The organism is Mesorhizobium sp. SARCC-RB16n (assembly GCF_008520305.1).
GTDB lineage: Bacteria > Pseudomonadota > Alphaproteobacteria > Rhizobiales > Rhizobiaceae > Mesorhizobium.
In genome coordinates, this window is the sequence record NZ_ML703294.1 from 1 (window position 1) to 25868 (window position 25868).

Genomic DNA, 25868 nt, shown 5'->3' on the forward strand with positions numbered 1-25868 from the left:
ACTCTTCCATCCGGAAAGGTTCGAAACTGTCCAAAGCCTCGATACGGCCATCAAGGGCTACATCGATTATTACAACCACCGCCGCATCAAACTGAAACTGAAAGGGCTGGCCCCCGTGCAATACAGGACCCAGCCCTTAAATCCACCAGCTCAATGAACCGTCCAACTTTACGGGGTCAGTTCACGAAGGCCGGATTTTTCGTTAACTCAGAAGGCGAAAAGCTCAGGCAGCTTCTTCCTGCTCGGCTTCCTCGTTGTCGGCCTTGGCGCCGCGCTTCGGGCCTTTGTTGAGGTTGACCTCGATCAGGCGCACGGCTTCGGTTTCCGACATGCGGTTGACTGCCGCGATCTCGCGCGCCATGCGGTCGAGGGCCGCCTCATAGAGCTGGCGTTCGGAATAGGACTGCTCCGGCTGGTTGTCGGCGCGGTAGAGGTCGCGCACGACTTCCGAGATCGAGATCAGGTCACCCGAATTGATCTTGGCGTCATATTCCTGGGCACGGCGCGACCACATGGTGCGCTTGACGCGGGCGCGACCCTGCACCACCTTCAGCGCGCGTTCGACATAATCCTCTTCCGACAGTTTGCGCATGCCGATCGAGGTCGCCTTGGCGACCGGCACCTTCAGGCGCATCTTGTCCTTCTGGAAGTCGATGACGAAAAGTTCCAGCTTGTGGCCGGCCACTTCCTGCTCGTCGATCGAGACGATCTGCCCAACGCCATGCGCCGGATAGACGATATACTCACCGGTCTTGAAACCGTGACGCGCGGCCGTGGACTTTTTCTGCGGGGTGATCGTTGCCATTACGCCCTGAACTCCTTGTTGTGGGCCGGCGGCGGTGCCGGCTGAACTCACGTGATCGGGGTCACCGACCATTAGCCGCACAACAGATGAACCCACCGGAAAAGCCGGGACCGGCAAACCGCACGAACTGCGACCGCCTGGCCCAGATCACTCTGGTCCGGAATGGGATTTTCACCTTTCAGTGATTTGGGGCGTCTGCGCCATAAATCGACGTTGTGTCACCGGCATATTTCGCTGATGTAACACAAAAAGTCGGAAGAATCAAGGTTTTGGTGCAAAAGCGAAGGCCACAGCTCTGCTCCGGCTGTCAAGCCGGTTAATGTACCATGCCTCTTACGCAGCGTCATACAGGTCGCGACGCCGGTGCTGTCAGTCGCCTTCGCCGGGTTCCGCCGAGAAATATTTCTCGAACTTTCCTGTCTCGCCGTCGAAGGTCTTGGCGTCGGCCGGCGGCTCCTTCTTGGCGGTGATGTTAGGCCATTTCTCGGCATATTCAGTGTTGATCTGCAGCCATTTGTCGAGGCCCGACTCGGTGTCGGGCTTGATCGCGTCGGCCGGGCATTCCGGTTCGCAGACGCCGCAGTCGATGCACTCGTCGGGATGGATGACGAGCATGTTCTCGCCTTCGTAGAAACAGTCGACCGGACAGACCTCGATGCAGTCCATATATTTGCATTTGATGCAGTTGTCGGTCACGACATAGGTCATCGGTCGGCTCCGGGATGTCCCGTTTTTGTTGGCTTTTTTTGTGAGGTAACGCCTTTATCGGCTGCTTGCAAGGGTGGCCATTCCCAGTGGCGTCAGGGTTTGGGAATGGAATTCCAGGTGGGCGGTGCCGCGAAGGCCCGACATGCCCCGCCGACCGTCCTGTTTGCCGCTCAGGGTTCCGCTTTTGTTTGTCGTTCCTGTGGGGAAAAACACCCCGCGTTTGGTCGACAGGGCTCAATCTTCGTCAAGCAATCGGTCGGTCTGGCGGCGCTCTTTCTTGGTCGGGCGGCCGCTGCCGGCCTCGCGCAGCGCCGGAATGGCATCGGGAAGGGCGTCGGCCCTGGGCGCGGGCGGCGGCGACATGTCTTCATAAAGAGTGCGGGCTTCCTCGGCCGGGCCGCGCCGCACACCAGCGCCGAGCACCTTCCAGACGAAGATACGCCGGTCCAGCGTGATGGTCAGCACGTCGCCCTGCTTGACCAGATCGGAGGCCTGCGCTGCTTTGTCGCGATTGATGCGCACGCGGCCGGCGACCACCAATTTGGCCGCCAGCGAGCGCGATTTTACCGCGCGCGAGAAGAACAGCCATTTGTCGATGCGCTGGCGGCCTTCGGCAACCATCGAAGGGAGCCTACTTCTTTAATTGGTCGCGCAAGGCGGCGAGCTTGGCGAAGGGGGAATCAGGATCGAAGCGCACCGGGCGCTCCTCGCGCGGCTTGGGCTGGAAGGCGGGCTTTCCGCCTCCCTTGCCGCGATCAGCATCCTTGCCTTCCGGCCTGCCGCCCTTCCAGTCTGGACGGCCTTCGCGGCGGTCGGGACGATCGCCTTGCGGGCGTCCGTCGCGGCGCTGCTCGCCTTCGCCTTGCGGCCTCGGCTTGAACTTCGAGCGGTCGAAGCGCGGCTTGCCGGCGCCGTCGCGGCGTCCTTCATGGGCGGGACGGTCTGCGGGCGTGCCTGTTGCCTGTTCGCCGCCGGCATCGGCCGGCGCGTTGCTTCGGCCGCGCGCCTGTCCGTTTTGCGGGCGGTTGTTGCGGCCGTCGCGATGGCGCGGACGCTGGTCAAAGCGACCTTGGCGCCACAGCAGGATCGGCTTTGGCGCTTCGGCTTCCGGTGCGGGTCCGCTGGCGACTTCCTGCACTGCAACCGGTTCGGCGGCATCCGTCGGCGCGGAGGCCTCCACGGTTGGCTCCGTCGCTGCGGCTCCCTCCGTGGGCGTGGCCTCAATCTCGGCAGTTTCAGGTTCGGCCTGCGGTTCAACCGGCGCTGGCTCGGCGGGTTCAACAGCGGCTTCGGCTACAGGCGCTTCTTCATCCGCGACTTCAGCCGTGGCTTCCGCCTGCTCCTGCACGACAGCGTCCGCTGGCGCGTCTGCTACGGCTTCGGCTGGAACCTCCGTCTCCGCGGTGGTTGCCGCGTCCGGCACCAGCTCCGATCCTTCGGCGGCCGGCGATGCTGCTTCTTCCACTGCCCTGGCATGTTCCACGCGGGCTGCCTCTTCGGCTGCGGCTGCCTGCTTGGCCGCGGCGGCTTCCCGCGCGGCGGTGTCCTGCGCTTCCAGCCGTGCCTTGACTTCCGCAGGCGGCTTCGGCTCGGCGCGATAGCCGAGGCCCTTCAGGATCTCTTCCATGTCGTCGGCGGTGGCGCCGAGGATCGACATCATCGGCGGCGTCACCATGAAGGACTGGCCGTCATAGGCGCCGTCCGGCCGCTGGCCGAGGCCGGGCTTCCAGTTGGTCGCCGGGCGGATCAGGTCGGCCAGCCGCTCGAGAATGTCGATGCGCACAGCGCGGCGGCCGAGGTTGCGGTAGCCGGCAAGCTTGTAGAACGCCTTGTCGAAGGCCGGATCGATGACAACAGAGGTGCGGCCCGATGCCAGCGCGTGGACGACGTCGCCGAAGCCGGGTTTGTCCTTGCCATCGTTCTTCAGCGCCCACAGCAAGGTCACCAGCCCGGCGGGAGCCGGCTTGATCAGCGCCGGCACGAAGACGTGGTAGGCACCGAAGCGCACGCCGAGCCGGCGAAGTGCCGCGCGACCTTCCTGGTCGAGCGACTTCATTTCCTCGGCGATGTCGCGGCGATTGATGAGGCCGAAGTTCTCCACGAGCTGGAAGGCGATGCCGCGGCCGATACCGGAAATCTGCTCGGCATTTTTCAGGTCGACCAGCGGCTTCAGCAGGGATTCGATCTGGAAATTGACGAAGCGCTCGGCACGCGCGGCAACCTTGTCGCGCGCCGGGCCAGTGAGCTGTTCATCGGCCAGCAGCACCAGGCGAGGCTTCAGCGCGTCCTCGCCCGAAACCAGCGTGCCGATCGGGGCGCCAATCCAGCGCAGCGTGCCGTCCGAACCGAGCGCGAGGTCGCCATTGGCGCAGGCGCCGAAGCGCTCCGCACGTGCATCGAATTCGGCGGCCAGCGCCTTTTGCGCGGCCGTGCGCACGGCCTTGGCGTCTTCGCCGCCGGCGGTCTGGTCGGCGGTGAAGCGGAACCCTTGCAACTCGCCGACATGATGGCCTTCGACAAGGACGGTTCCGGTAGGACTGATTTCGGCTTCAGGCATGGTATTTTCTCTAAGGCGCCGCATGAGGACGGAAGTCCTGCGGTCTACGAAGCGTTTCGTCAACCGCTCATGCAGCGCATCCGACAATCTGTCTTCGATTTCGCGCGTCTTTTCCTGCCAGTGTGCCTGATCGGCCAGCCAGCCGGGCCGGTTCGACACGAATGTCCAGGTGCGGATCTGGGCGATGCGGTGCGACAGCGTATCGATGTCGCCTTCGGTGGTGTCGGCGCGGCGCACCTGCTCGGCCATGTAATTCTCGTCGACATGGCCATGCCGGGCGAGGTCCGTGTAGATCGAGGCGATCAGGTCGGCATGCTGGGCGGGCGCAATCTTGCGATAGTCCGGCAGCGCGCAGGCTTCCCACAGCAGCGCAACGCGTTTGGCATTGGTCGCGAGGGCGCGGATGTCTTCGTCGCGGGAGAGATGTTCGAGCGCCTGTGCATCGACGGCCGGCAGGGCGCGCGTCAGTCCCTCGACCGGGGCGTTGGTTTCGATGGAGCGCTTCAGCGCATCGAGGCTGGCGAAATCGAATTGGGCGGTGCGCCACTGCAGCACCTTCACCGGATCGAAGTCATGGCTCTCGATCTTCTGGACCAGGTCCTCGTCCAGCGGATCGACCTGGCCGGTGACGCCGAACGTGCCGTCGCGCAGATGCCGGCCGGCGCGGCCGGCGATCTGGCCGAGTTCGGCCGCTGTCAAATTGCGGTACTGGTAGCCGTCGAACTTGCGGTTCTGGGCAAAGGCGACATGGTCGAGATCGAGGTTGAGACCCATGCCGATCGCGTCGGTGGCTATGAGGTAGTCGACATCGCCCGACTGGAACAGCGCCACCTGGGCATTGCGGGTGCGGGGCGACAGCGCCCCGAGAACCACCGCCGCACCGCCCTGCTGGCGCCGGATCAGCTCGGCGATGGCGTAGACCTCGTCGGCGGAGAAGGCGACGATCGCGGTGCGCCGCGGCAGGCGCGTCAGTTTCTTGGAGCCGGCATAGGCCAGATGCGACAGCCGCGGCCGCGTCACCACCGAGACGCCCTTCAGCAGCCGCTGGAGAATGCCGTGCATGGTGGCCGCGCCGAGCAGCAGCGTTTCCTGGCGGCCGCGCAGATGCAGGATGCGATCGGTGAAGATATGGCCGCGCTCGAGGTCGCCTGCCAGTTGCACCTCGTCGATGGCGACGAAAGCGGCGTCGGTCTCGCGCGGCATGGCTTCGACGGTACAGACCGAATATCTGGCGCCCGGCGGCTGGATCTTCTCCTCGCCGGTGATCAGCGCCACCTTGTGAGCGCCAACTTTCTCGCAGACGCGCGTGTAGACTTCCCGGGCCAGCAGCCTCAGCGGCAGGCCGATGACGCCGGTTTCGTGCGCCACCATGCGCTCGATGGCGAGATGGGTCTTGCCCGTGTTGGTCGGGCCAAGCACGGCGGTCACGTCGCGGCCCGACAGGATCAGCGGCTCGGTGTGTTTCTGCTGGATGTTCATCGGCTCGGAAATAAGGCTTTCTGGCCTCTCGTTGTCGGGAGCGTGCCTGCACGGCGCGTATGACAGCCGACACATAGGGATTTCGGGCGCGAAGCGAAAGCGGAATGTTCCGGCCGGGTTCCGAAGACGCCCGCGCCAACCCGCAAATGAGCCTCTGCTTAACAGTTGGAACGAGTCTGGAACGAATCAGCGACGAATCGCTGACTTCGAGAGATTCAGCTTTTGTTCACGGCTAGATATGGATTTTGTGACGACGAGTCTCACCACATGCTGAATCGCCGAACTGGCCCGTTTTATGCTAGGTAGGCCTCGCCGTTAACTTTTGCCGGTAAACGATGCTGGAAGTACGGTACGCTCCGCTCAACATTATGAAATTGTTAATCTTTCTGAACTCGACGTTAAGGAATTGCAGGCAATCGCGGCCATTAATGTTAATATTGCGCTCAAAGCCGGAACGAATCGGCGACAAATCAGCGCCAGCGGTATTTTCTCCTTTTGTTCCCTCAATATCTTGTGTTGTGAACAGCTTATCCACCGAGGATTCACAGGCTTAACCACAGGTTTCGCGCAGGCGCCGCCGTCGCCATTAACCTTTGCGTGCCGGATTGGGACATTGCGCGATTGCCAAGCCTTCCGAGGCTTCAGGCGTCATTTGAAAGCGGACCGATTTCCCGGTCCGCTTGTCGCGGGGCTCGCGTCGATCCCCAGCCGTTGGCTACGATGAGAAGACGTCTCAGACGAAGTACTGGCCGCCATTGGCGGTGAGAGTCGAGCCGGTGATGAAGCCAGCATCTTCGGAAGCGAGGAAGACGACGCAGCGCGCGATCTCTTCCGGTTCGCCGAGGCGGCCGACCGGGATTTGCGGGATGATGCGTTCGTTGAGCACCTTCTCGTCGATTGCCTTGACCATCTCGGTGGCGATGTAGCCCGGGCAGATGACGTTGACGGTGATGCCCGCGCGGGCGCCTTCCTGGGCGAGCGCCTTCGAGAAGCCGATGTCGCCGGCCTTGGCGGCGGAGTAGTTGACCTGGCCGGCCTGGCCCTTCTGGCCGTTGATCGAGGAGATGGTGATGACGCGGCCGAACTTGCGGTCGCGCATGCCGCCCCACAGCGGATGCGTCATGTTGAAGACGCCGGACAGATTGGTGTCGATGACCTCTTTCCACTGATCGCGCGTCAACTTGTGGAACATGGCGTCGCGGGTGATGCCGGCATTGTTGACCAGTACGGAGACCGGGCCGAGGTCGGCCTCGACGTTCTTGATGCCGGCTGCGCAAGCGTCATAGTCGGCGACCGACCATTTATAAACCGGAATGCCGGTCTCGGCCTTGAACTTCGCCGCCGCGTCGTCGTTGCCGGCATAGTTCGCGGCAACCGAATAGCCGGCAGTCTTCAAAGCGATCGAGATGGCAGCGCCGATACCGCGCGATCCACCCGTGACGATTGCAACCTTGGTCATGCATTTCCCCTTTTTGAAATCGCCCTGTTGTCGGGCTTGGCAGGCACTGGATTTGCTACAGGCACTACATATGAAACGGGCGGCTCGCGCCGCCCGTCCAAATCTGTCAGAGAGCCTCCACGCACATGGCGACGCCCATGCCGCCGCCGATGCATAGGGTGGCGAGACCCTTCTTGGCGCCGCGTCGGCGCATCTCGAAGACCAGCGTGTTGAAGACGCGGGCGCCCGAGGCGCCGATCGGATGGCCGATGGCGATGGCGCCGCCATTGACGTTGACGATCGAGGGATCCCAGCCCATGTCCTTGTTGACTGCGCAGGCCTGCGCGGCGAAGGCCTCGTTGGCCTCGACCAGATCGAGATCGCCGACCGACCAGCCCGCCTTTTCCAACGCCTTGCGCGAGGCGGGAATGGGTCCGGTGCCCATGATCGCCGGATCGACGCCGGCGGTTGCCCAAGAGGCGATGCGCGCCAGCGGGGTGATGCCGCGCCTGGCGGCTTCCGCTTCGCTCATCAGCAGCGCGCCGGCGGCACCGTCATTGATGCCAGAGGCGTTGGCCGCGGTCACCGTGCCGTCCTTGTCGAAGGCCGGCTTCAGCTTGGTCATGGCATCGATCGTGGCGCCGTGGCGGATGTATTCGTCCTGGTCGACAATGGTGTCGCCCTTCTTGCCCTTGATGGTGAAGGCGACGATCTCGTCCTTGAACTTGCCGGCCTTCTGCGCGGCCTCGGCCTTGTTCTGCGAGGCCAGCGCGAACTGGTCCTGGTCGTCGCGGGTGATCTGGAACTGGCGGGCGACGTTCTCGGCCGTGTTGCCCATGTGGTAGCCGTTGAAGGCGTCCCACAGCCCATCCTTGATCATGGTGTCGATCATCTTGTAGTCGCCCATCTTGACGCCGGCACGCAGGTGCTCGGCGTGCGGCGACAGCGACATCGATTCCTGGCCGCCGGCGATGATCACCTTGGCGTCGCCGGTGGCGATCTGCTGCATGCCGAGCGCGATGGCCCGAAGGCCCGAGCCGCAAACCTGGTTGAGGCCCCAGGCGGTGGTCTCCTTGGGCAGGCCGGCAAGGATCGAGGCCTGGCGGGCCGGGTTCTGGCCTTGCGCCGCGGTCAGCACCTGGCCGAGTATGACCTCGTCGACCTCGCCCGCCTCGACACCGGCACGCGCCAAAAGTTCCTTGACGACGACGGCGCCGAGTTCATGTGCGGGCGTGGCGGCGAAGGCGCCGTTGAAGGAGCCTACAGCGGTACGCGCGGCGCTGGCAATGACGATGGAAGCGGACATTTTCTTCTCCAGACTTCAAGGGTGTTGTTGTGCCGTTGAGGACTTTTCTTGCCCTTTCCCAATCCCAAGTCAAACCGGAAATCGGCATGGCGCCGTTGGGTCGCAAGCAGGTCGTGCATCATGGTGCCGGCGGTCTGGCCGCTGCTGCGCAGCATATTTAGCCTGCCATGCAGCATTATATGATCCCGCACTGCACAAACTGCTTGGAATTATGAGGCTTTTGCGCATATCCTCAAAAAGGGCGCAATCGTTACCGGCTGCTTACTCAGGCGTGCCGGTGTCCGGGGAGGATGCAGATGGCCGCAAAAGACGACCCGATCATTATCAAGAAATACGCCAACCGCCGCCTCTATAATACGGGGACGAGCACCTATGTGACGCTCGAGGATCTGGCCGAGATGGTCAAGAAGGGCGAGGAATTCACCGTACAGGACGCCAAGACCGGTGACGACATCACCCATCCGGTGCTGACCCAGATCATTTTCGAACTGGAGAACAAGGACGGGCAGAACATGCTGCCGATCCCGTTCCTGCGCCAACTGATCGCCTTCTACGGCGACCAGATGCAGATGATCGTGCCGAGCTTCCTCGAACAGTCGATGATCGCCTTCTCCAAGGAGCAGGAGCGGTTCCGCGAGCAGATGAAGGGCGCCATCGGCAAGTCGCCGCTCGACGTGATGAAGATGGCGACGCCGATGAAGGCACTGGAGGAACAGACACGGCGCAACATGGAAATGTTCCAGAATGCGATGCGGCTGTTCACCCCTTTTCCGCCGGTGGGCTCCGCACCCGCCGCGACCCCTGCCGAACCGGCCAGGAAGGAAGTCCCGGAGAAACCCGACGATCTGCAGCAACTGAAGGACCAGATCGCGGCCATGCAGCGCAAGCTCGACACGATGTCGTAAGCGCATAGCTCTCACGCAATCCATGGCAACAATCCCTCATAGCGGCCGCGCGGCCGGATGACGCTGCCGCTCACGATCTGTTCGACCATGTGTGCCGCCCAGCCGACGCTGCGTCCAAGCGCGAATAGCTGGAACGGTGCGTCGCGCGGCAGACCAAGGCCGCGCGTCAGCACGGCCAGCGCAAAATCTATGTTCGGTTGGCCGCCGGTCGCGGCAATGGCGGCGGTTTCCAGCGATCGCAATGTCTCGTCGGTGTTGTCGAGGGCGGCCAGAAGTGCCGTGGCCCGGGGATCGCCCTCTGGATAGAGCTGGTGGCCGAAACCCGGCAGTGGCCGGTCGTGGCCGAGCCAGCGCCGGATCGCGACATCGGCGCCATGCCGCGTCGCGTCTTCGGCAAGCTGGATCACCGCTTCGCCGGCGCCGCCATGGCGTGGGCCGGACAATGTCGCCAGGCCCGCCAGCAGGCACGCGGCGGGTGAGGCGCCGGTCGAGGCCGCGACGCGGGCCGCGAAGGTCGATGCGTTGAGTTCGTGGTCGGCGAGGAGGACAAGGACGCGACGGATCGCTTCCGCGCCATCATCGTCCACCGACCAGCCTCGCGCCAATCGCCGATGTACTGGTTCCGGGCCCGCCTCGGCACCGAGGGCGCTGGCCAGAACGCCGATCGCGTGCGCCGCATCGGCGCACAACGAGGCAGCACTTCGTCCAAGCGAAGGCCGCGACTGGCCGGCAAGCAAAGCGAGTTGCGCAAAGGCCCGGGCGCGGCCGATCTGTGGCGGTGCATCTGGTGTCGGCGCTTCGAAGCTGACCGGGCCGGGCAAAGCCCAGAGCAGTCCAGCGGTTTCTTCCAGCGTGGCATGGTCGGACAGCGCAACGGCGTCCCGGCCCCGATAGATGAGGTGGCCGTGCCAGACGGTCGAGATCGCGGTGACAATCGACGGCTCGCCCCAGGCGATGGCGCTTTCGGCAATGGCCGAGGGGCTGCGCCCGCGCGCCCTTCGCGTCGCCAGCGCCGCGATGTCGTCGGCGCGGTACTGGCTGCGGCGCGGATCGTCCCGGTCCGGGCGCATGCCGATGCGGCCGCGGCTGACATAGGCGTAGAGCGTCTGCGGCCTCACCCGAAGCCTTTGCAGTGCCTCTTCCCGAGACAACCATTCGGACATATCGGCCCTGATATTGATTCTATTGATCAAGATTGATGGGTATGCCGCCCACCCTTATCTGCCATCTGCAAAAGCTTCAAGGAGATAAGGCCATGGCGAATGGGCTCGATGATGTGGTGGCGGCCGAAACCGTGCTGTCGGACGTGGATGGTCTGGGCGGCCGCCTGACGATCCGCGGCCATTCGCTTGGGGAATTGGCAGGGCGATGGAGTTATGCCCAAGTCGTCCACCTGCTGCTGGACGGGTTCTTCGACGATCTGCCTGGCGACGCCGAACTGGCGGCAAAACTGGGTGAGGCACGCGTCGAGGTCTTCGACCGGCTGGCGCCTGCGCTGTCCTTGCTGGCACCGCTCGAAATCTACAGCGCCATGCGCGCCGGCATGGCCTTGATGCCGGATGGCGAGACACTGACGGACGCCTTGAGACTGATCGCGGCGCCCGCGGTGCTGACGCCGGCCCTGCTGCGCCTGCAGCGCGGCGAGCAACCGATCGCCCCTGATGGCAAGGCCGACCATGCCGCCGACATGTTGAGGATGCTCAGGGGATCCGCCCCGTCGCCGGCATTGGCAAAGGCACTTGATACCTATCTGGTGACCGTGGGCGACCATGGCCTCAATGCATCGACCTTCGCCACCCGCGTCGTCGCCTCGACGCTGGCCGGCCTGACATCGTCGGTGCTGGCCGGGCTCGGGGCGCTCAAGGGGCCGCTGCATGGTGGCGCGCCCGGCCCGGTCATCGAGATGCTCGACGCCATCGCTGCGCATGGCGACGCGGCCGGCTGGCTGCGCGACGCGATCGCCCATGGTGAGCGCATCATGGGCTTCGGCCATCGCATCTACCGTGTGCGCGATCCGCGTGCCGATGTGCTGAAAGCGGTGGTGCGCAAGCTTGGCGGCGAGGGCGACACCGGTCGCCGGCTGGCCTTCGCCGAGATGGTCGAGCAAACGGCGCTCGACGTGCTTCGGATCGCCAAGCCACAGCGCTCGCTGCAGACCAATGTCGAATTCTACACCGCGCTGGTGCTGGAAGCGGCGGGATTTCCGCCCCAGGCGTTCAGCAATGTCTTTGCCGCCGGGCGCGTTGCCGGCTGGCTCGCGCATGCGCGCGAGCAGCAGACGACCGGACGGCTGATCCGTCCGCAATCGCGCTATGTCGGCCCGGTGCCGGACCTCGTCGCGTAGATTTCTGTCCGTTTTGAAAACTACGGCCTCTCCGCATTGCAGCGGGGGCTTTTTGCATGACCGAAATTTCATGTGATCACGCGACCGTGTTCGTGTTCTTGCCTTGGTCCGTCCTTATATGCTGCACTGCAACATAGGCCCCGCAACCGCTTCGCTTCAATGACGTTAGGCAAGCTGGCACATCAGGATGACAGGAACGCCATGACGAAGAACGGCAAGGCGGAGGAAAAGAAGAAGATCAACATCGCTCTTCAGGGCGGCGGCTCGCACGGCGCCTTCTCCTGGGGCGTGCTCGACCGGCTGCTGGAGGACGGCAGGCTGGAGATATCGGCCGTTTCCGGCACCAGCGCCGGCGCCATGAACGCGGTGGCGCTGGCCGATGGTTTCGTGCGCGGCGGAGTCGAGGGTGCCAGGCAGAAGCTGGACGATTTCTGGCACGCGGTGGCGGCGAAGGGCCGTTTCAGCCCGGTGCAGCGCATGCCGTGGGATGTCGCCTGGGGCAACTGGTCGATCGAGAACACGCCGGGCTACGTCTTCTTCGACACAATGTCGCGGGTGTTTTCGCCCTATGTCGCCAACCCGCTCGGCCTCAATCCATTGCGCGACGTGGTCGCGCGGGAAATCGACTTCAAGAATGTTCGCGCCTGCAAGTCGATGGAACTGTTCATCTCCGCCACCAATGTCGAGACGGGGCAATTGCGGGTGTTTTCCGATGGCGAGATCGATCTGGATACGGTGATGGCGTCGGCCTGCCTGCCGCAATTGTTCCGCGCCGTCGAGATCAAGGGCGTGCCCTACTGGGATGGCGGCTATGGCGGCAATCCGGCGCTCTATCCCTTCTTCAAGGCGGCGGCGACCGAGGACGTGCTTCTGGTGCAGATCAATCCGGTGGTGCGCGAGGGAACACCAAGAAGCGCCAACGAGATTCAGAACCGCATCGACGAGATCACTTTCAACGCCGGGCTGCTACGCGAATTCCGTTCGATCGCCTTCATCAAGGAACTGATCGCCGCGGGCCGTCTGCCGCATGGCGAGTACCGCGACATCCGCATGCATCGCATCGATGCCGACGAGGCGTTCAAGGACCTGTCGGCATCGTCCAAGGTCAATGCCGAATGGGCGTTCCTGACCTATCTGCGCGACCTCGGCCGCACCGCCGCCAGCGACTGGCTGGAGGAGAATTACGATGCCGTCGGCAAGCGGGGTACGCTCGATCTTTCGGGCGAACTCGATGATGGTTTCAAGCCGGTACGCGGTCCCGCACCCGGCCGTCGGGTCAAGGAATTTCTCGCCGTGCGCAAGAACCCGGAAGCGGAACGCCGTCGAGCCTGAGCCCGCCAAGTGCCGAAGAGCCGATCTGCATCAGGCACTGCCGCAACAACCAGCGCGTGTGAGTAGCGCATCATCATGCTGACGTCTGCTGCCACCATATGGCTGTCGATACTACGGGCTGTCGCATTGTATTGCTGAAATCAGACGAACGAAACGGTCGACATCCTTCCAGCTAATGGGACGAAGAACAGGCGATGTTTCCTCATCAGCATCGCGCTCGGTCTCATGTCGAGATCAGCGCACTGCGGGACTGGTACATTCCGGCGCCGGTGCACTGACGTTCCTAACACCGGTTCGGGCCAGCCGGGACTGGCCTTTGGCAATGCTGGCTTAAGTCCCTTCTTTTCTATTTTAGTCAGTTATTTCAAGTGCTTGTACGGTCCACGCGACGCCGGAGTTTAGTGCGGTTCGCCCGCCGGAAATTGATCTGGCCTGTCGGCCAAATCCGTATCCAGTTTCGAAGTAGGCCGGACGATGGCGCAACATCTCGGGAATGTCGCGCTGCCTTTTGGCGATGGCAGACCGTCGTCCGGTGCTGGTCATGAGGGTCGGATCATGCGCCGGCTGCAAGTCCGTTGAATAGGTATTTTAGCAGATCAAAAGCTGGCTCGCGGCGGTGACACCTTGCCCGGCTACGCAATGCTGCTGCAACTTTGGGACTATATTGCGATGCAACTTTGATGTAGAAGCGCGCTCGCCTATCACGGCGATTTGAACACGGTCAGGCGCGCACCCATATCGGCGACGCGCCCGCGTCAAAGACGCGGTGCTGGCCGAACCCGCAGTGGAAAAATGACGATGCCTAAAATCAGGTTTCACAAGCTTGCAGCCATTGTTGTGCTCATCGGTTTCGCGGCGTGGATGGCGACGGGCGAGTTCTCGTCGGTCGGCAGCGTAGCGGCCAACAAGGCCAAGGCCGCCGAAGTCCAGCAGGGCAAGGCGCCGGACGCGAGCAAGCCGAAGACAGCGGAAGCCGAACCGAAAGCGCCATTGCGCACCGTCGCGGTGGTGACGCCGCCACGCAAGACCTATGCGCGCGCCATCCGCATTTCGGGGCTGACCGAAGCCGATAAGCGCGCGGTGCTGGCAACCCGCGTCGCCGGCGTCATCGACAAGCTGCCTGTCAAGCAAGGCGATCACGTCAAGACCGGCGATCTGGTGCTGATGCTCGCCGCCGAGGAAAAGATCTCGATGGTCGACAACGCCAAGCAGCTTGTGGTGCAGCGCAAGGCCGAGCTCGATGCCGCCGAGCGGCTGGCTAAGACTGGAAACCTGCCCAAATTGCAGCTCGATACTGCCCGTTCCAACCTGACCCAGGCGCAATCCCAGCTGGATACCGCACAGGCCGAGCTCGACCGCAACGAAGTGAAGGCGCCGTTCGACGGCGTCATCGACCGGGTGCCGGTGGAACTCGGCAGCTCCGTTATGCAGGGCGGCGAGGTGGCGACGATCCTCAAGCTCGATCCGGTGGTCGCGCGCGGCGAGATTAGCGAGCGCGACCTCGGCTATCTCAAGATCGGCGACAAGGCCAGTGTCCGGCTGGTCAGCGGCCAGACCGTCGAAGGCACCGTGCGCTATATCAGCCGCGACGCCTCGTCGGCGACCCGCACCTTCCGTGTCGAGATCGCCATCCCCAATGCCGATGGCTCCGTTCCGGCCGGCATGACGGCGGAAATCCAGCTCAGCGCCTTGCCGACGGACGCGGTCCTGCTGCCGCGCTCGGTGGTGACGCTCGGCGACAAGGGGGATCTCGGCATCCGCGCCGTCGGCAAGGACAACAAGGTGGCGTTCTTCCCGATCGACCTGGTCGACGATACGCCGACCGGTCTCGTGCTTGGCGGCATCCCGGCCGATGCGCGCATCATCGTCGCCGGCCAGGAACTGGTGAAGGAAGGCGATAAGGTCAAGCCCGTCGAGGCCGACCAGGCGACCATCAACAAGCTGATCGGCGAAGCCACCGCCGGGACGCAGTAGCGCGTGGACGCCGGCGCCGGGCCTTGCCCGACGACAGCGTGTCCATTCGCCACTCCCGAAAGCAACAGCAGGCATAAGTCATGGATATCGTCAGACTCGCAATCAACAATGCCCGCCTGACCATTTCGGTCCTGGTCTTCCTGCTGATTGCAGGCTGGGTTGCCTATCAGTCGACACCGAAGGAAGCGGAACCCGACGTTCCGATTCCGATGATGTATGTCAGCCTGATCTATCAAGGCATTTCGCCTGAGGATTCCGAGCGCCTTCTGCTCCGGCCGATGGAAAGCAAGCTGAAGAGCCTGAAGGGCCTCAAGGAGATGCGCTCGGCCGCTTTCCAGGGCGGCGGCTATGTGCTGGTCGAGTTCCAGCCGCAGACGAACCTGGCGACGGCGCTGCAGGATACGCGCTCCAAGGTCCAGGACGGCAAGGCCGACCTGCCGCAGGCGGCCGAAGAGCCAGTCGTCACCGAGGTCAATATTTCCGAATTTCCCGTGCTGGTCGTCACTTTGTCCGGCGAATTGCCCGAACGTGTGCTGGCGGCCGCGGCGCGCGAGCTGCGCGACCGTATCGAGGAAGTGCCCGGCGTCCTGGAAGGTTCGCTGCAGGGCTCCCGCGACGATCTGGTCGAAGTCGTCATCGATCCGATGAAGCTGTCGTCTTACGGCTTGCAGCTCGACCAGCTGATCGGCGCCGTCGGTGCTTCCAACAGCCTGGTTGCCGCCGGCAACATCGAGGGCTCGCAAGGCAAATACGCCGTCAAGGTGCCGTCGCTGATCGAAACGCCCGAGGATGTGGCGGCACTTCCCGTGGTCGCCGGTCCCAATGCCGTCGTTCAGGCCAAGGACATCGCGACGATCCGCTCGACCTTCGCCGACGCCACGACGATCACGCGCCTCAACGGCAAGCCGGCCATCGCCATCGAGGTCAAGAAGCGCATCGGCGCCAATCTGATCGACACGCTGACCAAGGTCAGGGAGGTGTCCGATACCTTCGTCAAGACCATGCCCGAAGGCATGCACGTCACCTACACGCAGGACAAGTCTGTCTTCGTCAACCAGTTGCTGGGCGATCTGCAGAATCACGTGATGATCGCCGTCATCTTGGTGTTCATCGTCATCCTCTACGCGCTGTCCGGGCGTGCCTCGCTGCTCATTGGCCTGGCCATTCCGTCATCCTTCCTGATCGGCATCCTGCTGCTCGCCATGATGGGCTACACGATCAACATGATCGTGCTGTTCAGCCTCATCCTGGCGGTCGGCATGCTGGTCGACGATGCCATCATCGTCACGGAGTTTGCCGAACGACGGATGAGCGAGGGCATGCCGAAACAGGAAGCGTTCGCGCTCGCCGCCAAGCGCATGGCCGGTCCGGTCATCGCGGCGACGATGACGCGTATCGCCGCCTTCTCGCCGTTGCTGTTCTGGCCGGGCATCATCGGCGATTTCATGAAGTACATGCCGATCACGCTGATCGTCACGCTGTCGGCCTCGATGCTCTATGCGCTGGTCTTCGCGCCGACGCTGGGCGCGATCTTCGCCAAGGCGCCGCAGCATCACGAGGATGGCAATCGCGATGGCTGGTACATGGCTGTCGTCAAGCAGGCAGTACGCTTCCCCATCACCGTGATGGTGCTCACCGTCGTCTTGCTGGCCGGCATCTTCGTTGGCTATTCGAAGTATGGTGCCGGCGTGGAGTTCTTCCCGAGCGTCGAACCCGACTACGGCCTGCTCTATGTGCATGCCCGCGGCAACCTCTCGCTGGCCGAAATGGATACCGCGACCAGGATTGCCGAAAACCGGCTGCTCGGCTGGCCGGGCGTGAAGTCGGTCTATACCCGCGTCGGCAAGTCCGAGGGCGGCGGCCAGGACGTGCCCGAAGACGTCGTCGGCGTCATCCAGTACGAATTCATCGACTGGCGCGAGCGCAAATCGGCCAATGATATCCTGAACGACCTGCGTGGCGTGATGGCCGGCATTCCCGGCGTCGACGTCGAGGTGCGCGTGCCGGAAGCGGGTCCGCCGACCGGCAAGCCGATCCAGATCAGGCTTTCGGCCATCGACCCGAAGGGATTGGACGAGAAGGCGCGCGCCGTCGCCGCACGCATCGCCAAGGTGCCCGGCGTCATCGACATTTCCGATGGCTTGCCGCCGCCCGGCGTCGACTGGGCACTCGAGGTCGACCGGGCCAAGGCCGCCCAGTACGGCATCAGCCCAACCTCGGTCGGGACGGTGGTTCAGCTTGTCACCAACGGCCTGAAGCTTTCGGAATACCGGCCTGCCGGCGCCGATAAGGCCGTCGACATCCGGCTGCGCTTGCCGGAGGACCGGCGCACGCTGTCGACGCTCGACGAGCTCAGGGTGCAGACTTCGCAAGGGTCGGTGCCGATCTCGAACTTCGTCGTGCGCAAGGCGAAGCCGAGCGTCGGCGTCCTCAACCGCATCGATGGCGCCCGCACCGTGGTGGTGCAGGCCAACGTTGCCGCCGGCGCCCAGGTCGCTGCCGTGCAGCAGGAGGTCACCAAGGCCGTCAGCGACATGAATCTCGGCAGTGGCATCCGCTGGAAACTGGCTGGCTCGAACGAGGACAGCGCGGAAGCCAGCGCCTTCCTCAGCAAGGCTTTCGGTGCCGCGATCTTCCTGATCTTCCTGGTGCTGCTGGCGCAGTTCAACAAGTTCACCAGCGTGTGGCTGGTGCTGTCCTGCGTGGTCATGGCGACGATCGGCGTGTTCCTCGGACTGTTGATAACAGGCGAGACGTTCGGCATCGTCATGTCGGGCATCGGTGTCATTGCGCTGGCCGGCGTGGTGGTGAACAACAACATCGTGCTGATCGACACCTACGACCGGCTGCGCGAGGAGGGCTGGGACAAGATGGATGCGGTGCTGCAGACCTGCCGTGAGCGTGCGCGCCCGGTCGTGCTGACGGCGGTGTCGGCCATCCTCGGCGTGTTGCCGATCGCCTTCGGCCTTGGGCTCGAAATCTTCCATCACGAGACGACGATCAATGCGCCGTCGACGCAATGGTGGATTTCGCTGTCCTCGGCTATCGTCTTCGGCCTGTCCTTCGCCACCATCCTGACGCTGGTGGTGACGCCGTCGATGCTGATGGTGTTCACGCGCGCCAAGGTCAAGCCCGGTGCGCGGCGCGGCTGGTTCAGCCGCCTGTTCCGGCGTAGCAAGGGCGAGATCTCGTCGGACACGACGGCAGCGGATGCAGTCGCCGAGCCGGCAATTGCCTTCCCGAAAGCCGCCGAATAGACAGGCTTCCCGGTCTGACTGGCAAAGGCCGCCCGGAACAACCGGGCGGCCTTTTGCATTTCCCCCAGGGCCGATGCCAAGCATTGTCTCGGAAGCAACGCAGAGCGGGGAATTTGTCATGCCGATCACCACCATCGTCGTTGTCGTGCTGATCCTTGTCCTTATCGGGGCAATTCCGGCCTGGCCGCACTCGCGCTCCTGGGGTTATGGACCTTCAGGCATTATCGGCGTGGTGCTGGTGATCGTCCTTGTGTTGCTGTTGCTGGGGCGGATCTGAGCGGCCACCTCATCCATCGATAGCGGCTGCTGGCCGCGACGCGCCTCAGGCAGCTTTCGCGGCGCCATTCATGGTGGCTATGCCGATATCCTCGAGCGCCTCGGCAACCGCCTGGTCGAGCGGCGTGTGGGGAATTTCGCCGATGATGCCTTCCAGCCGCGTCGAGACCAACCGGTGCGGCTCGAAGCGCAGGTATGACATAGAGACGATCTCTTTCCACATTGCCACGAAAGGGCTGCCGGCGCGCAGTACCCACCAGGGCATCGCGGTCATCTTGAGCTGATGGCCGACGGCCTTCTCGGCGGCGGCCTTCATCTCGAGATCGGTGACGGCGTGGCCGGGGAAGTTCAGCGCCTCATAGAAGCCGAGCTTGTCGAGATTGCGGGCCAGCGCGACGAAACCGACGGCGAAGTCCGGCAGATAAGCCCATTCATGCACGAGGTCGGCCGGACCAGGTGCCGTGTAGATGCCCTTGTCGATCTTGGCGGCGACGACCAGGTCGAACCACGAGCCGCTGCCGGCGCCGCCGAAGAAATCGCCGGCGCGCAGAAGGATGGTGCGCACCCGGCCGGCCTCGGCCTCAAGGCGGAACAAATCCTCCATTGCGCAGCGAATGCGGCCTTTTTCAGTGGTCGGGTGGAAGGGGGTGTCTTCCGTGATCACCGCCGGCATTGGCGAGCCGTAGTTGTAGACGGTGCCGGGGAAGAGGTGCAGCGCGCCGTTAGCATGGCAGGCGGCCATGACATTCTGCGCCATCGGCAGGCACTTGCCCCAATCGGTGTAAATCGGGTTCAGGCCGTTGAAGATGATGTCGACGCCTTGCGTGGCGCGGATTAGCGACTGGCGGTCCAGCGCATCGCCGGCAACCGCGGTGGCGCCTGCGAGTTCGGCCGGCACCTTGCCGGTGCGGGTGACGGTGCGGACGTCGAAGCCGGCGTCGATGAAGGCTTTGGCAACCACGCGGCCGAGCCGGCCGTTGGCGCCGAGGATTGCGATCTTGCTCATTTCAGGTCTCCTTGTTGGTGTTTGCAGCCCGAATATGATCGCATCAATCACGAATGAAAATTGACTAGTATTGGCGTTCTGATATTCAAAATTGAATGACTGATATCGATTGGAATCTGATCAAGAGCTTTGTCACCGTGGCCGAAACCGGCAGCCTGTCGGCTGCCGCGCGCAAGCTCTCGGCGAGCCAGCCGACGCTTGGTCGTCACGTCGCGGAGTTGGAACAGGCGCTCGGCGTTACCTTGTTCCGGCGCGGACGGCGCGGTTATGAACTGACGGAAGCCGGCAGCACGCTGTTCGAACGCGGCAAGGCCGTGAGCGAACAGGCGAGCGCCTTCTCATTGCTCGCGCTGGGCTCGGTCGAGGCGATCGAGGGCACGGTACGGATTGCCGCCAGCGAAGTGGTGGCGGCCTATGTGCTGCCAGCCATGATGGCAAGGCTCGGCATCGAGGAGCCCGGTATCGAGGTCGAGATCGTTGCGTCGAACCAGGTCGAGAACCTGCTGCGTCGCGACGCCGACATCGCCATTCGCATGGTCAAGCCAGCCCAGAATGAACTGGTGGCGCGCAAGGTCTGCGATATCGCGCTCTGTGCCTGCGCTGCCGTATCCTATCTCGACAGGTGCGGGCGTCCACTAAGGCCGGCCGATCTCGTCAATCACGCCCTGATCGGCTTCGATCGCAGTGACGAGATAATCCGAGGCTTTTCCCAGCATGGCATCCCGGTCACCCGAAACAGTTTTCGTTTCAGGGCCGACAACCAGATCGTACTGTGGGAAGCGGTGCGGGCGGGAAACGGCATTGGTCTTGGCCAGGAGCCGCTGGCCGACCGCGATCCGCTGGTGGAAAAGGTGTTGCCCGGCCTGCCGTTACCTGCCCTGCCGGTGTGGCTGGCGATGCACCGCGACGTGCGCGGCAGCGTGCGCATCCGCCGCGTGGCCGACTTTCTCCATGAGGAGTTGAAGCGCTATTCGGCAGGGGCCGCGTCGGGGGCGAATTCGGCGCGGTGAGCCAATCCGGCCATCAGAAGGACGACGATCAGCAGGCCCGCCATGGCGATGAAGATCGGGCCGAAGCTGAAATGTTCGGCAACGAAGCCGATCGCCGACGGCGCCACCAGAATGCCGGAATAACCCATGGTGGTGACGACGCTCATGCCGGTGCCCGACGACATGCCTTCCTGGTTGCCGCCGGCCGAAAAGATGATCGGCACCATGTTGGCGATGCCGAAGCCGCACAGCGCAAAGGCTGATACGGCGAGCCAGGGCGACGGCGACAGGCCGGCGATCAGCATGCCGGCGGCGGCGAATACAGCCGACCCGCGCAGCGTCGTCACTGCGCCGAAGCGGTTGCGGACGCCATCGCCGAAAAAGCGCATGATCGCCATGACGCCGGAAAAGGCGGCGTAGGCAAGGCCGGCGACGGCGAGGTCGGCGCCGAGTTCCTGCCGCAGATACAGCGCCGCCCAGTCGAGCACCGCGCCTTCGGAAATCATCGTCAGCAGGGCCATCAGGCCGATCAGGTAGACCAATGGGTTTGCCGGCAAAGTAAATTTATGATGCTCGGCCGCCTGCGGCCTGTTTTCGGCCACGATATGGGGGACCGCCACCGCGATTGCCGCGAAGGCAAGCGCGGTCACCACCGAGGCATGGGCGAGATGGCCATAAGTCTGGATAGCAAAGCCGCCAAGGGCGCCGCCGGCGAAACCGCCGAGGCTCCAGAAGCCGTGCGAGGAGGACATGATGGCGCGCCCCAGCCGCCGTTCCACCACTACCGCATTGGCATTCATGGCGACATCCATGCCGCCGATCGAGCCGCCGAAGACGAACATGGCGACGGCCGCCAGCGGCACGTTGGGCGCCAGCGCCACGATAAGCAGGCCGAGGCTACCGCACAGGCCGAACCAGCGCAGCACGGTGCGCGAGCCATGTCTGGAGATCAGGTGGCCGCACCACGTCATGGCGGTGACCGCGCCGGCGCCGAACAAAAGGATCAGCAGGCCGAGCGTGAATTTCGAGATGTCCAGCCGCGTCAGGAACACCGGAATCTGCGGCGCCCAGCTGCCGGTCAGGAAGCCATTGGCAAGGAAAATGGCCGCAACGGCCCATCGGCCGCGAATGGCAGTCTGCATGGCGTTCGACGCGTTCATAGGCGAATCCGGTCAGAAAATGGCTTTGCGCGGCAAATTAGATCGATTCAATTTTCAGTCAAGCGCTCTTGTGGGAAAGCATTTGGGCCAAAACGGACTCAGTGATCCTTGGGACGCCTGGCTTCGAATTCGGCCTTCTTGGCGTCCGAAGCCTCTGTCTGGTTGAGTGCCTGCCATTCGGCATAAGGCATGCCGTAGACGATCTCGCGCGACTGGTCCTTGCCGAGGTCGACGCCTTCCGCATTGGCCGCCTCGCGGTACCAGTTCGACAGGCAGTTGCGGCAGAAGCCGGCGAGGTTCATCAGGTCTATGTTCTGCACGTCGCTGCGTTCGCGCAAATGCGTCACCAGCCGGCGAAAGGCGGCGGCCTCGAAGTCGCGCTTCTGTTCGTCGCTGAGTTCGGTCATCGTAACGTCCTTTCGGTCTTACAGCGGCCCGGAGCGCGAGCCGAATTGCTTGACCTCGTGTATATCGGCACGGCGGTCGATCGCGTCAACGATCGGAGCCAGCCGCCCGGCCCAGGCGAGAATGCCCTGCTGGTCCGCTATCAGGTCCTGGCGGATTTCGAGCAACGCGTGGGCATAGCCATTGACGATGGCGTGCTTGAACATGGTGTCGCCGCGCAGCGCGCCGTCATAGGGTTCGTTGTCGCCGACGATAAGTCTCTGGTCCTCAGCCAGCATGTCGATCAACGGCCGCGCCACCCGATCGTCCTTGTCCCAGAGGATGCCGACATGCCAGGGGCGCTGTCTGCCCTGCATGGCCGGCGTGAAGGAGTGCACCGAGAAGATGAAGGGCGCCTTCCCGGCGGCTTGAGCGACCGACGCAATCATGGCGCCGACCGCATCGTGATAGGGACGGTAGAAGCGATCAAGCCGCCTTTCGCGTTCCTCCCGCGCCAGGGGATAATTTCCCGGAATAATGGTGCCGTCGTAGAGCTGGCGAATGAGGGTTGGATCGTCCTCGCCGCGGTTGGGATCGATCAGCAGCCGCGAGAAATTGGCGAGCACCGCAGGCGCATCCAGCAGAGCCGCCAGTTCGCGCGTCACCGCCTCGACGCCGATATCATAGGCGATATGGCGATCGAACTCGGTCGCCGGCAGTCCCAGGCTGCCATACTCCTCGGGCAGGTCGCGGCGAGCATGATCGGCCAGAAGCACGATGCCTCGCTTGCGGTCGCCCTCGACGATATCGAAGGGCGCGAAAACTGTGGATCGGGTCATTGGCGGAAAATGGTCGTTCGCTGGCTTTGGGGGGAGGATGCTATCGTCATTCCACGAAGACGACGCGTGCGCAATGCCGTTGTTTGGCCAAGGTTTCCCGGGAAATCTGGCAAGAGGCGACGGATCATGCGCCGGGAGCCTTCCTAAATCGATTGGAATTGGACAAAACGGCGCGTTGACATGCGGCCGGACTTTTCCGAAAAGGGGCGCAGAGAGATGCTGATGTGGTTCTTAAGGGGTTTTGGAATGGGTTCCGCCGGCAGGCAGGGCATGCGCTCTGCCTTTGCCATGCCGCTCCTGATCCTGACCGTTGGCGTGTCGGCAATGGTCATGGCCTCGCCGGCGCACGCCGATTTCCGCGTCTGCAACGCCACGCAGAACCTGGTCGGCGTCGGCATCGGCTATCGTGCCAAGGCCGGCTGGATCACCGAGGGCTGGTGGCACATCGAAGGATCGAGCTGCAAGACGTTGATCGAAGGGCCGCTGTCATCAAGGTTTTACTATCTTTATGCAGAAGACGCGGAGCGCGGTGGGCGCTGGGACGGCCCGATCAACATGTGCGTGGCTGAAAAAGAGTTCAAGATCGCCGGCGTAAGCGACTGCGTCGCCCGGGGCTTCCAGCGCGCCGGATTCCAGGAATATGACACGGGCGAGCAGGCAAGCTGGATGGTCCAGCTCACCGATGAGCCCGCAACGGGAGGCGCCCCAGCCGCCCCGGGAACGAACAGTCAATGAGACGTAGCCGCAAGGTCAAGATCCTCGCCACCATCGGTCCGGCCTCCTCGTCCGAGGAGATGCTGAAGAAGCTGTTCGAAGCCGGTGCGGATGTCTTCCGCATCAATATGAGCCATACCGATCATGAGCTGATGCGCACCCTGGTCGCCCGCATCCGCGCCGTCGAGGAAAAAGTTGGCCGGCCGATAGGCATCCTGGCCGACCTGCAAGGTCCGAAGCTGCGCGTCGGCAAGTTCGCCAATGGCAAGGAAGTGCTGACGCTAGGCCAGACCTTCACGCTCGACGACAATCCCGAGCCTGGTACCTCGATCAGGGTCTACCTGCCCCATCCGGAAATCCTGAGCTCGGTCGAGGCTGGCCATCGCCTCCTGATCGATGACGGCAAGCTCGAGCTGAAGGCGGTGAAGAGCGACGGAAAGTCGATCGTCTGCACCGTCATTGCCGGCACCACCATTTCCGACAAGAAGGGCGTCAGCCTGCCCGATACCGACCTGCCGGTCGGTGCGCTGACCGAGAAGGACCGCAAGGATCTCGACGCTGTGCTGGCGACTGGCGTCGACTGGGTCGCGCTGTCTTTCGTGCAGCGGCCGGAAGACCTGGCCGAAGCGCGCAAGATCGCGCGCGGCCGCGCGCTCATCATGGCCAAGATCGAAAAGCCGCAGGCCGTCGCCCGGCTGGCCGAGATCATCGAATTGTCCGACGCGCTGATGGTCGCCCGCGGCGATCTCGGCGTCGAGATGCCGCTGGAAGCCGTGCCCGGCATCCAGAAGCAGATCACGCGCGCCGCGCGCCGCGCCGGCAAGCCGGTGGTGATCGCCACGCAGATGCTGGAATCGATGATCACCGCCCCGGTGCCGACCCGCGCCGAGGTCTCCGACGTTTCGATCGCCGTCTTCGAAGGCGCCGACGCCATCATGCTGTCGGCGGAATCGGCGGCAGGCGCCTATCCGGTCGAGGCGGTTGCCATGATGAACCGCATCGCCGCCAAAGTCGAAACAGATCCGACTTATGCCGGCATCATCAATGCACAGCGTTCGGAGCCGGAGGCGACCGGCGCCGATGCCATTTCGCTGGCCGCCCGTGAAATCGCCGAAACGCTGAAACTGTCGGCGATCGTCACCTACACGGCATCAGGGACCACCGGCCTGCGCGCAGCGCGTGAGCGCCCGCAGGTGCCGATCATCGCGCTGTCGCCGATCCTCAACACCGCCCGGCGGCTGTCGCTTCTGTGGGGTACGCATTGCGTCGTATCGCCAGATGCCACCGATCTCGACGACATGGTCAACCGCGCCTGCCGCATCGCGCTGGAAGAGGAATTCGGCAAGCCGGGCGATCGCGTCATCATCACCGCCGGCGTGCCGCTCAGGACGCCGGGGTCGACCAACATGCTGCGCATCGCCTATGTCGGATCGGAAACAGCCGGCCGATAGTCTCCTCCTTCTCGGCAGAAGCGCAGAACACACTGTTGCCGCGATACAACAAAGGCCGGGACAATTATCCCCGCCTTTGTCTCGACACAGGGTCGCCGTGATCACCGCTACAAGACGCGGTGAGGCGGCGTTAACAGTCGCCCTGCCTGAATTTCCCATCGCTTGAAAGTATATTGAATGTCATTTGCCGTTTCACGCCGGTCCCTTCTGACCGGGCTTTCGCTCATTGGCGTTTCGACCATCTCCGCCTGTGCTCAACTGCCCAGGCAGTCGATCGGCTTGGCGAGTACGCCTGTCCCGGTCCCGCTCGAGCCGACGCCGGAAAAGGCGCCGATCGAAGCTGCCGCGCCTGAAGGGATCGCCCCGGCGTCGTCCGACTACGCGGGCATGTACAGCGCGATCGAAGACGGCGGCCACGCGCTGCCGGCAATCCCGTTCGCCAAGGTCGACGGGCGGTTCCTGCGGCAGATCGTCGACGATCCGACAGGCGAAAAACCCGGCACGCTCGTGGTCAATACGACGGACAAGTATCTTTACTGGGTGCTCAAAGACGGCAAGGCCATGCGCTACGGTGTCGGGCTGGGGCGCCAGGGCTATTCCTGGAAGGGCCGAGCGATCGTCCAGTGGAAACGCAAATGGCCGACCTGGACGCCGCCTTCGGCAATGATCCGCAGGGATCCGAAGCTGGAAAAATGGCGACAGGGCATGCAGCCCGGCATCAGCAACCCGCTCGGGTCACGCGCGCTCTACATCTTCAAGGACGGCGTAGATACGCTTTACCGGATCCATGGGTCGCCGGACTGGAAATCGATCGGGAAATCCGCGTCGTCCGGCTGCGTGCGCATGTTCAACCAGGACGTGATGGACCTCTACGACCGCGTTCCCGGCAAGACGCCGCTGCTGGTCATTTAGCATATGGCGCTGCGTGGCGGTGGCCTGGCATC

The 25868-nt window shown here is 63.5% G+C and carries 23 protein-coding genes; 11 read left to right on the forward strand and 12 right to left on the reverse strand.

Going from position 1 to position 25868, the window contains the following annotated elements:
* The coding region (locus tag C7I87_RS29965) for an IS3 family transposase (protein WP_149907594.1) at positions 1 to 157 on the forward strand (157 nt) is incomplete at its 5' end.
* A gap of 66 nt (positions 158 to 223) precedes the next feature.
* Here the strand turns inward: C7I87_RS29965 and C7I87_RS29970 are convergent.
* The 7 genes from C7I87_RS29970 to C7I87_RS30000 form a co-directional block, all read right to left on the reverse strand.
* Positions 224 to 805 carry a CarD family transcriptional regulator gene (locus C7I87_RS29970; protein WP_006327799.1) on the reverse strand — a complete coding sequence of 194 codons (582 nt, stop codon included), beginning with the start codon at positions 803 to 805 and terminating at the stop codon, positions 224 to 226.
* Positions 806 to 1174: 369 nt separating this feature from the next.
* Positions 1175 to 1513: a ferredoxin FdxA gene (gene fdxA, locus C7I87_RS29975; RefSeq protein ID WP_140735514.1), complete on the reverse strand. Its 339-nt coding sequence runs from the start codon at positions 1511 to 1513 to the stop codon at positions 1175 to 1177.
* A gap of 234 nt (positions 1514 to 1747) precedes the next feature.
* A complete protein-coding gene (locus C7I87_RS29980; RefSeq protein ID WP_149907595.1) occupies positions 1748 to 2134 on the reverse strand; it encodes an RNA-binding S4 domain-containing protein in 387 nt (128 codons plus the stop codon).
* A gap of 10 nt (positions 2135 to 2144) precedes the next feature.
* The gene (locus tag C7I87_RS29985) at positions 2145 to 5549 is read right to left on the reverse strand and encodes a helicase-related protein (protein ID WP_149907596.1); all 3405 of its coding nucleotides are present in this window, start codon (positions 5547 to 5549) and stop codon (positions 2145 to 2147) included.
* Between the two features lie 298 nt (positions 5550 to 5847).
* Positions 5848 to 6084 (reverse strand): hypothetical protein, encoded by a 237-nt coding sequence (locus C7I87_RS29990; RefSeq protein WP_149907597.1) that lies wholly within the window; start codon positions 6082 to 6084, stop codon positions 5848 to 5850.
* Positions 6085 to 6282: 198 nt separating this feature from the next.
* Positions 6283 to 7008, reverse strand: coding sequence for an acetoacetyl-CoA reductase (gene phbB / locus C7I87_RS29995; RefSeq protein ID WP_149907598.1), 726 nt, complete (start codon positions 7006 to 7008; stop codon positions 6283 to 6285).
* Between the two features lie 106 nt (positions 7009 to 7114).
* Positions 7115 to 8293 (reverse strand): acetyl-CoA C-acetyltransferase, encoded by a 1179-nt coding sequence (locus tag C7I87_RS30000; protein WP_149907599.1) that lies wholly within the window; start codon positions 8291 to 8293, stop codon positions 7115 to 7117.
* 296 nt (positions 8294 to 8589) lie between these two features.
* Between C7I87_RS30000 and phaR the strand changes: the two genes are divergently transcribed.
* Entirely contained in the window at positions 8590 to 9198 is a 609-nt protein-coding gene (gene phaR, locus C7I87_RS30005; RefSeq protein WP_149907600.1) for a polyhydroxyalkanoate synthesis repressor PhaR, read from the forward strand.
* An 11-nt stretch (positions 9199 to 9209) separates the two neighbouring features.
* Here the strand turns inward: phaR and C7I87_RS30010 are convergent, their stop codons facing one another.
* Positions 9210 to 10361: a citrate synthase gene (locus tag C7I87_RS30010; protein WP_149907601.1), complete on the reverse strand. Its 1152-nt coding sequence runs from the start codon at positions 10359 to 10361 to the stop codon at positions 9210 to 9212.
* A gap of 92 nt (positions 10362 to 10453) precedes the next feature.
* On the opposite strand from C7I87_RS30010, the gene C7I87_RS30015 reads away from it, so the two are divergent.
* The 5 genes from C7I87_RS30015 to C7I87_RS30035 all read left to right on the forward strand — a co-directional run bounded on the left by C7I87_RS30015 (position 10454) and on the right by C7I87_RS30035 (position 18382).
* Positions 10454 to 11542 carry a citrate synthase/methylcitrate synthase gene (locus C7I87_RS30015; RefSeq protein ID WP_149907602.1) on the forward strand — a complete coding sequence of 363 codons (1089 nt, stop codon included), beginning with the start codon at positions 10454 to 10456 and terminating at the stop codon, positions 11540 to 11542.
* A 201-nt stretch (positions 11543 to 11743) separates the two neighbouring features.
* On the forward strand, positions 11744 to 12874 hold the full coding sequence (locus C7I87_RS30020) for a patatin-like phospholipase family protein (protein WP_149907603.1): 1131 nt from the start codon (positions 11744 to 11746) through the stop codon (positions 12872 to 12874).
* 798 nt (positions 12875 to 13672) lie between these two features.
* Positions 13673 to 14848 carry an efflux RND transporter periplasmic adaptor subunit gene (locus tag C7I87_RS30025; protein ID WP_149907604.1) on the forward strand — a complete coding sequence of 392 codons (1176 nt, stop codon included), beginning with the start codon at positions 13673 to 13675 and terminating at the stop codon, positions 14846 to 14848.
* Between the two features lie 80 nt (positions 14849 to 14928).
* Entirely contained in the window at positions 14929 to 18105 is a 3177-nt protein-coding gene (locus C7I87_RS30030; RefSeq protein WP_149907605.1) for an efflux RND transporter permease subunit, read from the forward strand.
* A gap of 118 nt (positions 18106 to 18223) precedes the next feature.
* Positions 18224 to 18382, forward strand: a complete 159-nt coding sequence (locus C7I87_RS30035; RefSeq protein ID WP_149907606.1) for a DUF3309 family protein — start codon at positions 18224 to 18226, stop codon at positions 18380 to 18382.
* Positions 18383 to 18427: 45 nt separating this feature from the next.
* On the opposite strand, the gene C7I87_RS30040 is transcribed toward C7I87_RS30035, so the two are convergent.
* Positions 18428 to 19387, reverse strand: a complete 960-nt coding sequence (locus C7I87_RS30040) for an SDR family oxidoreductase (protein ID WP_149907607.1) — start codon at positions 19385 to 19387, stop codon at positions 18428 to 18430.
* Positions 19388 to 19482: 95 nt separating this feature from the next.
* On the opposite strand from C7I87_RS30040, the gene C7I87_RS30045 reads away from it, so the two are divergent.
* On the forward strand, positions 19483 to 20397 hold the full coding sequence (locus C7I87_RS30045) for a LysR family transcriptional regulator (RefSeq protein WP_149907608.1): 915 nt from the start codon (positions 19483 to 19485) through the stop codon (positions 20395 to 20397).
* On the opposite strand, the gene C7I87_RS30050 is transcribed toward C7I87_RS30045, so the two are convergent.
* The 3 genes from C7I87_RS30050 to C7I87_RS30060 form a co-directional block, all read right to left on the reverse strand.
* Positions 20355 to 21536: an MFS transporter gene (locus tag C7I87_RS30050; protein ID WP_149907609.1), complete on the reverse strand. Its 1182-nt coding sequence runs from the start codon at positions 21534 to 21536 to the stop codon at positions 20355 to 20357. The two genes, C7I87_RS30045 and C7I87_RS30050, sit on opposite strands and share 43 nt — an antisense overlap.
* A 98-nt stretch (positions 21537 to 21634) precedes the next feature.
* Positions 21635 to 21943, reverse strand: coding sequence for a DUF1244 domain-containing protein (locus C7I87_RS30055; protein WP_149907610.1), 309 nt, complete (start codon positions 21941 to 21943; stop codon positions 21635 to 21637).
* Between the two features lie 18 nt (positions 21944 to 21961).
* Positions 21962 to 22759 (reverse strand): N-formylglutamate amidohydrolase, encoded by a 798-nt coding sequence (locus C7I87_RS30060; RefSeq protein WP_149907611.1) that lies wholly within the window; start codon positions 22757 to 22759, stop codon positions 21962 to 21964.
* Positions 22760 to 23047: 288 nt separating this feature from the next.
* On the opposite strand from C7I87_RS30060, the gene C7I87_RS30065 reads away from it, so the two are divergent.
* The 3 genes from C7I87_RS30065 to C7I87_RS30075 all read left to right on the forward strand — a co-directional run bounded on the left by C7I87_RS30065 (position 23048) and on the right by C7I87_RS30075 (position 25836).
* Positions 23048 to 23494: a DUF1036 domain-containing protein gene (locus C7I87_RS30065; RefSeq protein ID WP_245458765.1), complete on the forward strand. Its 447-nt coding sequence runs from the start codon at positions 23048 to 23050 to the stop codon at positions 23492 to 23494.
* Complete coding sequence (pyk, locus tag C7I87_RS30070) at positions 23491 to 24924, forward strand: pyruvate kinase (RefSeq protein ID WP_149907613.1); 1434 nt, start codon at positions 23491 to 23493, stop codon at positions 24922 to 24924. Before C7I87_RS30065 ends, pyk begins: the two co-directional genes overlap by 4 nt.
* Positions 24925 to 25101: 177 nt before the next feature.
* Positions 25102 to 25836 carry a L,D-transpeptidase gene (locus C7I87_RS30075; RefSeq protein WP_149907614.1) on the forward strand — a complete coding sequence of 245 codons (735 nt, stop codon included), beginning with the start codon at positions 25102 to 25104 and terminating at the stop codon, positions 25834 to 25836.
* Positions 25837 to 25868 lie beyond the last annotated feature (32 nt).

Excerpts from the sequence above, each read along its gene's own strand:
- C7I87_RS29970 (WP_006327799.1), bottom strand. The coding sequence starts at position 805 with ATGGCAACGATCACCCCGCAGAAAAAGTCCACGGCCGCGCGTCACGGT.
- fdxA (WP_140735514.1), bottom strand. The coding sequence starts at position 1,513 with ATGACCTATGTCGTGACCGACAACTGCATCAAATGCAAATATATGGAC.
- C7I87_RS29980 (WP_149907595.1), bottom strand. The coding sequence starts at position 2,134 with ATGGTTGCCGAAGGCCGCCAGCGCATCGACAAATGGCTGTTCTTCTCG.
- C7I87_RS29985 (WP_149907596.1), bottom strand. The coding sequence starts at position 5,549 with ATGAACATCCAGCAGAAACACACCGAGCCGCTGATCCTGTCGGGCCGC.
- phbB (WP_149907598.1), bottom strand. The coding sequence starts at position 7,008 with ATGACCAAGGTTGCAATCGTCACGGGTGGATCGCGCGGTATCGGCGCT.
- C7I87_RS30000 (WP_149907599.1), bottom strand. The coding sequence starts at position 8,293 with ATGTCCGCTTCCATCGTCATTGCCAGCGCCGCGCGTACCGCTGTAGGC.
- phaR (WP_149907600.1), top strand. The coding sequence starts at position 8,590 with ATGGCCGCAAAAGACGACCCGATCATTATCAAGAAATACGCCAACCGC.
- C7I87_RS30010 (WP_149907601.1), bottom strand. The coding sequence starts at position 10,361 with ATGTCCGAATGGTTGTCTCGGGAAGAGGCACTGCAAAGGCTTCGGGTG.
- C7I87_RS30015 (WP_149907602.1), top strand. The coding sequence starts at position 10,454 with ATGGCGAATGGGCTCGATGATGTGGTGGCGGCCGAAACCGTGCTGTCG.
- C7I87_RS30020 (WP_149907603.1), top strand. The coding sequence starts at position 11,744 with ATGACGAAGAACGGCAAGGCGGAGGAAAAGAAGAAGATCAACATCGCT.
- C7I87_RS30025 (WP_149907604.1), top strand. The coding sequence starts at position 13,673 with ATGCCTAAAATCAGGTTTCACAAGCTTGCAGCCATTGTTGTGCTCATC.
- C7I87_RS30030 (WP_149907605.1), top strand. The coding sequence starts at position 14,929 with ATGGATATCGTCAGACTCGCAATCAACAATGCCCGCCTGACCATTTCG.
- C7I87_RS30035 (WP_149907606.1), top strand. The coding sequence starts at position 18,224 with ATGCCGATCACCACCATCGTCGTTGTCGTGCTGATCCTTGTCCTTATC.
- C7I87_RS30040 (WP_149907607.1), bottom strand. The coding sequence starts at position 19,387 with ATGAGCAAGATCGCAATCCTCGGCGCCAACGGCCGGCTCGGCCGCGTG.
- C7I87_RS30045 (WP_149907608.1), top strand. The coding sequence starts at position 19,483 with ATGACTGATATCGATTGGAATCTGATCAAGAGCTTTGTCACCGTGGCC.
- C7I87_RS30050 (WP_149907609.1), bottom strand. The coding sequence starts at position 21,536 with ATGAACGCGTCGAACGCCATGCAGACTGCCATTCGCGGCCGATGGGCC.
- C7I87_RS30055 (WP_149907610.1), bottom strand. The coding sequence starts at position 21,943 with ATGACCGAACTCAGCGACGAACAGAAGCGCGACTTCGAGGCCGCCGCC.
- C7I87_RS30060 (WP_149907611.1), bottom strand. The coding sequence starts at position 22,759 with ATGACCCGATCCACAGTTTTCGCGCCCTTCGATATCGTCGAGGGCGAC.
- C7I87_RS30065 (WP_245458765.1), top strand. The coding sequence starts at position 23,048 with ATGCCGCTCCTGATCCTGACCGTTGGCGTGTCGGCAATGGTCATGGCC.
- pyk (WP_149907613.1), top strand. The coding sequence starts at position 23,491 with ATGAGACGTAGCCGCAAGGTCAAGATCCTCGCCACCATCGGTCCGGCC.
- C7I87_RS30075 (WP_149907614.1), top strand. The coding sequence starts at position 25,102 with ATGTCATTTGCCGTTTCACGCCGGTCCCTTCTGACCGGGCTTTCGCTC.